This window comes from Pseudomonadota bacterium (genome assembly GCA_030775045.1).
GTDB lineage: Bacteria > Pseudomonadota > Alphaproteobacteria > JALYJY01 > JALYJY01 > JALYJY01.
The window spans coordinates 1-7,198 of record JALYJY010000092.1 but is presented as its reverse complement, the minus strand read 5'-3'; the positions used below and the strand labels follow the sequence as shown (position 1 = coordinate 7,198).

Sequence of the window (7,198 nt, the reverse complement as noted above, 5' to 3'; positions counted from 1 at the left end):
GAAAACTCCATCGCTTCCTCAGAGGCCTGGCTCCTCATCGCATCCATCCGGCGACAGACACGCCTCATCGCAAGGCTGAAAAACTCATAATGGGGAGTTTTGAGTCAGACTCTAAGGCCCGGCCTGTCCCTGAAATAACTCCTCACCCTGAGCCTGTCGAAGCGTGAGGGCCCCATGCTTCGACAGGCTCAGCATGGGGGAAATCCGGCGAAAATCAGCCCCCATCCACCCAGGCCCGGACGTTCCGGAAAACATCCTGGAACATGGGTGTGGTCAGGCGGCCCGTGTTGGTGTTGTAGCGGGAGCAGTGATAGCTGTCGAACAACCGGACGCCATCACCCAGGTCATGGACCGCCCCATGGGCAAAGGGAAAAGCCGCCTTGCGCAGGCCCCGGGCTGACAGGACTGCCGCATGGGCTACAGTTCCCAGAGCCACAATGGCCCGGACTGAAGGCATTGCCATTCCCAGCTCGGCCTTCAGGAAACTGCCGCAGGTCTTTATTTCCTCCGGCAGGGGCTTGTTTTCCGGCGGTACACAACGCACCGCGTTGGTAATACGACACGCTTTCAGGCGCAGGCCATCGTCGGCCCGACAGTCGTACTGCCCCTCGGCAAAGCCATACAGGCCCAGGGTCTCGTACAGAAGGTCGCCCGCATAGTCATTGGTAAAGGGCCGGCCGGTAGCGTTTGCTCCCTGCAGACCCGGAGCCAGCCCCACGATCAAAAGCCGCGGCGGATCCGCACCGGCAAAGGGCGGAACAGGATTGTTGTGGTACGCAGGATATTTCTCCCGGTTCTGTTGCCGGAAACCCGCCAGTCTCGGACATAACTGGCAGTCAGGCGGCGGAGCAGGCGCAGGAAACGGGGCCATTACTGGCCCTGCTGGTACGGCCCGCCGCTGCCGCCCGACTGCGGTGACTGACTCCCGGCATCCGGCCGGGGAGACCGCTGGATCGTGGGCGCCAGATCCTGAAGCTCTATGAAATTGTCGGCCTGGCGGCGCAGCTCGTCCGCCACCATGGGCGGTTGGGTCCGCACTGTGCTGACCACACTGACGCGGACGCCGCGACGCTGGACAGCCTCGACCAGGCGGCGGAAGTCCCCGTCCCCGGAAAACAGGATGATATGCTGGACCTGCCCGGCCATTTCCATCATGTCGATGGCCAGCTCGATGTCCATGTTGCCCTTGATCTTGCGCCGCCCCATGGAATCCGTGAATTCCTTGGTGGGCTTGGTGACCATGGTGTAGCCGTTGTAGTCCAGCCAGTCGATCAACGGCCGCAGCGGGGAATATTCCTGCTCCTCCACCAGGGCCGTGTAGTAGAAGGCCCGCAACAGGCGCCCCTTGGAGGAGAAAACTTCCAGCAGGCGACGATAGTCAATGTCAAATCCCAGGGACCGGGCAGCGGAATAGAGGTTGGATCCGTCAATGAACAGGGCCATACGCTCTTCAGGATAAAACAGCATGGATATATACCTTCCGGAATGAACTGCAGAACGGCTGCACTATGCCCAACCTGATTTTTTGGTGCAACATAATCAGTCCAGCCGAAATACCAAGGCCTTCAGATAGGCCGTTTCCGGCAACAGCGGGTGGACCGGATGATCTGGCCCGGCGCCCGCAGACCGGATGATGCGCCCTTCCCGTCCCGCATCGGCCAAGCCCCGGGCGGCCATGTCCAGGAAGGTTTCAGATTCCATGTTGTGGCTGCAGGAAGCCACCAGCAGAAACCCGCCCGGCGCTGTTACCTCTGCCGCCATGCGGGCCAGCTTGCGATAGGCGCGGGATCCAGCCGGAATGTCCTTGCGGGATTTTACAAAAGCGGGCGGATCCGCAATCACCACATCAAATTTTTCCTTTGCGGTCTTCAGGCGCTCCAGCTCCTCAAACACTTCGGCCTGTCTGAAGGTGCATTTTCCGGAAACATTGTTGAGGGTTGCAGCCTGTGTCGCCAGATCCAGAGCCGGCTGTGAGCGATCCACAGCCAGGATGGATGTGGCACCTGCTGCTGCACACTGGATCCCGAAGCCACCGGCATAGGTATAGACATCCAGAACCCGGGCCCCCTGCGCCAGCCGGGCCATGAACGCCCGGTTGTCGCGGTGGTCATAGAACCAGCCGGTTTTCTGGCCACCCGCGGGCTGCACCACAAACCGGACACCGTTTTCCTCCAGCTCCAGCAACCCGTCCGCCTGCCCCTTTACTACGCGGCTTTCCAGAGGCAGGCCTTCCAGGGTCCGCACAGGGGAATCATTGCGCAGGACAATGGTGCCCGGAGAAACCACTTCGTCCAGGGCCACCAGAAGATCAGGCAGCAGACGGTCCATGCCCGCCGTGTTGGCCTGAACAACCACGGTGCGGTCATAGCGGTCGATCACCAGACCCGGCAGACCATCGGCTTCCGCATGGACAAGACGGTAAAAAGGCCGCGGAAAGAGGCGCTGGCGCAAGGCCAGGGCAGCCTGCAATTTTCGGGCCAGAAAACCACGATCAGCAGACTGTCCCGGATCCCGGGTCAGGATGCGGCCCGCGATCAGGGTATGCGGGTTGAAAAAGCCGGTGCCGGCAAACGTATCCTGGCTGGTGTGGATCCGCACCGGACTGCCGGGTGCAAGGGCCTTTGCCGCTGCATCCATGGCGATCTCATTCGAATAGACCCACGGATGGCCAGCCACAACCCGCTTGTGGCGGGACGGCAGAAGACGGATAAGAGGAAGAGTATCTGGCGTATTCATGGGCGCGCACTGTATATCCAGTCACTGGAAATGTCATGGGCAAACAGATGTCTGGTATGATAAAGTCAGGAAGCTGATGAAAGGAAATGCACCATGTTCGGCCTTGGCCTTACGGAAATCCTTCTTGTCCTGGTTCTGGTCCTGATCCTGTTCGGGGCCGGAAAGCTGCCCCGCGTCATGGGCGATATCGGCAAGGGCCTGCGCAGCTTCAAATCCGGCCTGCAGGGCGAGGACGAGAAGAAATCCATTCCGCCACCAGGGGACAAACCGGACCCTGTATGAAACCCCGTTTCCCACAGCCTCTTTCTGTCATCCTGAGCGCAGCAAACGATCTTTCCGGGTCGACAGAAAAAATCCTTCAGTCGTCTTCACTCCCTCAGGATGACAGGTCAGCGGTGTAGAACCAATGTTTGGCATCGGCTGGCAGGAGCTGTTTCTGGTTGCAATTGTGGCCCTGGTGGTTCTGGGGCCAAAGGATATTCCCCGTGTGATGCATACAGGCGGCCAGTGGGCCCGAAAATTGCGTTCGATGGCTGCCGGCCTGCGCAGCACCTTTGACCAGGCCATGCACGAGGCGGACATGGAGGAAATGCGCCGCCAGATCCAGGAACTGAAAGACTGGAAGCCCTCCGTTCCGCCTCCTCCCCCGGACCATATCCCATGACTGGTCCCGACATGACCCGCCAGCCCCTGATGGCGCACCTGGCCGAGTTGCGGCGACGCCTGCTGTGGTCCGTGGCTTTTCTGGCCCTGGTGCTCGCCGGATGCTGTGCTTTGGCGCCCGAAATTGTGCAGTTTCTGGCCCGCCCTCTGCTGTGGGCCGCGCCGGACCAGGGAATCCGGCTGATCAGCACGGCGCCACAGGATATCTTTTCCACCTACGTAAAAGCAGCCTTCTGGGGAGCATTCTGCCTGGCTTTTCCGGTTATTGCCGGCCAGATGTGGATGTTTGTCGCACCGGGCATGTACAAGGAAGAAAAAAAGGCCTTTGTCTTTTTCCTGATAGCCAGTCCCGTCCTGTTCGTCCTGGGCGCAGCGCTGGCGTACTGGCCGGTCATGCCCATGGCCCTGAAGTTTTTCCTGCAGTTCCAGGTTCCCGCTGGCACCGGCGCCATTGCCATTGAAAGCGAACCACGGTTGACCCAGTACGTATCGCTGGTCACATCCATGATGGTGGGCTTTGGCCTGTGCTTTCAGCTCCCGGTCGTATTGACCCTGCTGGGCCGCATGGGCCTGGTCACAGCACAGGGGCTGGCCTCCCGGCGCCGCATGGTGATTGTGGCCATCTTTCTGGCCGCAGCCATCCTGACCCCCACACCGGACATGGTCTCCCAGGTCATCCTGGCCCTGCCCATGCTGGCCCTTTATGAAATCTCCATCGCCCTGGTGCACCGGACAGAAAGAAAGCGCCCCGCGGAACCAGCCGCGGGGGCCTGATCTTTCTTATGGCGCAGCGGCGCGGACAGCCCTCTGACCCGGAGCCGCAACAGATGCAACAGCAGGGGGCGGAGGTACCTGTTTCGCAGCTTGCTGAACATTCTGGGTCATGGCTGCTGTGACAGAATCTTTCGGGGCAGGAGTGGTGCGGATGATGACGGGGGCAACAACTTTCATGTCCCTTCCTGTCAGCAGATTGCCAAGCCCATTGTCGTGGACCCCGACGGGTATGACATTCCGGAGTGTAAACGCACCGATAATTTTCTTTATTTCAGAATCCGTCAGAGCCTTTCCATCACCCAGAACTTCCCTGACCCACCGGTCTGTTTTTGCAGCGCTGCCAGGCGCTGAACGTTCAACAACAGTGATCTTCTGTGATTTCAGGATATCCGCCAGAGTTTCCGGAATACCATCTGCAACAAGAAGGATCTGCGAACCTTCCGGTCCTTTCTTTTCAACAATATGGGCAACCCTGGTATGGGCAGGAACTTCCAGTGTAATACGGGCAGGATCTTGCGGATCCGTGAGGCGCAGGCCTGGATACTGCAGGAAGAAGGTATTGACATGCACCCCGCTGGAGTGGTTGCCATCCACAATCTCAAGGGATTCATTCCAGGCTGCCCCGCGCTGGAAATCAGGTTTGTCTTTCATATGATCTTTCCAGACGAAGCCCTTCCGGACAATATCCAGAACTCCGCTGCCATTGATACCCTGCACCAAGCTGGCGGCAAAGATATCGGCCGGCAGAAAATCCGATACCTTTATACCTGCCGGGATCTGCCCGGGAGTTTTTCCCATATCCTGGATCCACGCCAGGCCGGTTTTTGCATCGCGGTTGCCAGACAGGGTGACAAACACACTCTCTCCGGCGACTTCTGCCTTTTTTACTTCGGCCACCCTGTCACGCAGAAGCTGTGCCACAGCAGTCTCTGACAGGGCGACAGCTTTCCCGGTCTGATTCCCGGCATTCCAGTTCACAAGCCGGTGTAGTGCCCTGAACGCAGCCTCTCCGCCCAGATCGACAAACGGATCTATATCCAGGCGCCTGGCTGTGACAGGATCAAACAGCCTGTCAAGATTTTCCAGAAGCCATCCCTGTGTGGCTGGCTTGCCTTTTGTTGTTGCCATGATTTCTTCCATGATAACACCATGCAGATTTGTTCCAAAATGCGCCAGTGTCGTAGCAGGCGTCACATCTGCAGATGTGGACTTCAGGGCAGTTTCCATGGAAAAAAGGCTGACAGGCTCCGAAAGATCTACTTCTGCTCTTGGCTTCCCTGCCCGGCCGATATGCTGCAGGAAACGTCTGAACCCCATGGCAACCATGGCTGAATAGGGCCTGTCAATTTCAGTGGCTACACTTACCATGTTGCCTTGGGAGAGCAGTTCTGAATCAGGCGTGGTGACATCCGTCCACAGCTTGTAGAATTCTGCAAGGTTCCTTGCAGCCTCCAGTGTCTGCTCCCACTGCCCAAGACGCGCCGCATACACTGCAGGAATCATGTCCATCTCTTCCGGACTGCGGGCAGCAGTGAGCATGGCAACCATTTCCCTGGCAAATCCGGGTTTGTCTTTTTCCGCTTGGAATTTGTACAGTGTGGCCCATGTAGACAGGGGAACCCCCGTCAGGATGTAGCTGGCAGACTGGGTCCAATCGAGCCGGGAGGGTTTTTCAACCTCTACAACAGGTATGCGTGAATAGGCTGACGCGCTCAGATCAACAGTTGTCGGACCGTCACTGCTTTTGTTGCCGGTCAGGCTTATCCTGAAGTTCGACCCCATGTTTCTACGATCAAACCTAAACTCAACAGACTGTTCCTGTCCATTGACACTAAGACGGTTCTTGATAACAGCCCAGTCCCTTTCCCCGTTCATGAACTGCAGGAAAGTCTGGTATGCATTATCAGTGCCTTTCTGGCCTTTTGTATATTCATCCAGGATAACCTGACGGTCTTCCTTCCAGGCCCTTATAATCGGCCCTTCACGGGTTTGCAGCCCAAGCGCATTGCCTGACCCGCCAACCTGGATACCTTCCAGACTGCAAAAATGCTCCAGACAGTCCAGCGCCCATTTTGACAGGGTCATGCTGTCCAGGACGATATCATCCTTGTTTTTCTTCGGGGGTGGAGTTCCTATTGAATCCCAGACAATACGGCATGTTTTTCCATCCGCAGCAATTTCAAAAGCCTGACCAAGTCCTTGCTGAAGAAAGGCAATCCTGATGGGCGACAGCTGTCCCTGCTGCAGGTATTTATCCACTGCAGACCGAAGTGTAGCAGGCGAATCCAGAACCGTCTCATAGAAAAGGTCGAACAGGTTTCTTCCACCGCAGTCAATAAAGACAGGCGGTCTGGAATCACTGGCTTTTGCAAAGACTTCAGCAAGACGCGTCTTGCCGGTTCCATGCTCTCCCAGAAAGAGGATAATCCTGTTTTTTGAATCCGGTGCACTCTGCTCTATCATCTTGACAAGACCAGGCAACAGGGAAGGACTTGGTATTTCCCGCATCAGGATAGCCAGAGCCTCTTCCTTCGGCCGGGCTGTATAAAATGGCAGCGGTGCCTTGTCGTTGCGCATCAGCCACAGAACATTCCCTTTTCGTCTGACAGTTCCCCCGCTGCCGTCAGGGACCTCCAGATCAGTTACACCCATCATTGGGAATGGTGCAGCCACTGTACCAAGAGGCAGATAGTTTTTATGAAGCCTGGTAGTGCCGTTTCCTGAAAAAGACGATGTCATGGAGTTACTCCTCCTGTGTTGCTGTTGGCTGGACCTGTGTTTCCGTGACCTGCTATCTGGCGCCAGGCCTTTCTAAGAGCGGCCCGCTTGTCCTCATCGGATCCCGTTGGTGCTCCGGCCTCTTCCAGCCGCCTGAGAATTACGCCGGTCAGATGTTGTGGTATCTGGTCCGGGTCCGTTCCGGACCAGAGGCTGGAACCAGTCTTTTCTGCCAGCATTGACATTCCGGTTGAGAGGACGCTGCTGTCGCTGATGACCGCCATGTCACAGGTAACCCTTCCCTGCC

8 protein-coding genes are annotated in these 7,198 nt (G+C 57.5%); 3 read left to right on the top strand and 5 right to left on the bottom strand.

The window, feature by feature from the left end:
- Positions 1 to 214 precede the first annotated feature (214 nt).
- From M3O22_07885 to M3O22_07875, 3 genes are all read right to left on the bottom strand, one after another.
- Positions 215 to 871, bottom strand: coding sequence for a uracil-DNA glycosylase (locus tag M3O22_07885; GenBank protein MDP9196665.1), 657 nt, complete (start codon positions 869 to 871; stop codon positions 215 to 217).
- Positions 871 to 1,467 carry an NYN domain-containing protein gene (locus M3O22_07880; GenBank protein ID MDP9196664.1) on the bottom strand — a complete coding sequence of 199 codons (597 nt, stop codon included), beginning with the start codon at positions 1,465 to 1,467 and terminating at the stop codon, positions 871 to 873. Before M3O22_07880 ends, M3O22_07885 begins: the two co-directional genes overlap by 1 nt.
- Before the next feature lie 72 nt (positions 1,468 to 1,539).
- Positions 1,540 to 2,736 carry a class I SAM-dependent rRNA methyltransferase gene (locus tag M3O22_07875; protein ID MDP9196663.1) on the bottom strand — a complete coding sequence of 399 codons (1,197 nt, stop codon included), beginning with the start codon at positions 2,734 to 2,736 and terminating at the stop codon, positions 1,540 to 1,542.
- A gap of 93 nt (positions 2,737 to 2,829) precedes the next feature.
- Here M3O22_07875 and tatA point away from each other — a divergent pair, with 93 nt between their 5' ends.
- The 3 genes from tatA (at position 2,830) to tatC (ending at position 4,173) form a co-directional block, all read left to right on the top strand.
- Positions 2,830 to 3,018, top strand: coding sequence for a twin-arginine translocase TatA/TatE family subunit (tatA, locus tag M3O22_07870; protein ID MDP9196662.1), 189 nt, complete (start codon positions 2,830 to 2,832; stop codon positions 3,016 to 3,018).
- Positions 3,019 to 3,142: 124 nt separating this feature from the next.
- Positions 3,143 to 3,400, top strand: a complete 258-nt coding sequence (gene tatB / locus M3O22_07865; protein MDP9196661.1) for a Sec-independent protein translocase protein TatB — start codon at positions 3,143 to 3,145, stop codon at positions 3,398 to 3,400.
- On the top strand, positions 3,397 to 4,173 hold the full coding sequence (tatC, locus tag M3O22_07860; GenBank protein ID MDP9196660.1) for a twin-arginine translocase subunit TatC: 777 nt from the start codon (positions 3,397 to 3,399) through the stop codon (positions 4,171 to 4,173). Before tatB ends, tatC begins: the two co-directional genes overlap by 4 nt.
- A 6-nt stretch (positions 4,174 to 4,179) precedes the next feature.
- On the opposite strand, the gene M3O22_07855 is transcribed toward tatC, so the two are convergent.
- Positions 4,180 to 6,912 carry a hypothetical protein gene (locus M3O22_07855; protein MDP9196659.1) on the bottom strand — a complete coding sequence of 911 codons (2,733 nt, stop codon included), beginning with the start codon at positions 6,910 to 6,912 and terminating at the stop codon, positions 4,180 to 4,182.
- The coding region (locus tag M3O22_07850) for a hypothetical protein (protein ID MDP9196658.1) at positions 6,909 to 7,198 on the bottom strand (290 nt) is incomplete at its 5' end. The genes M3O22_07850 and M3O22_07855, both read right to left, overlap by 4 nt.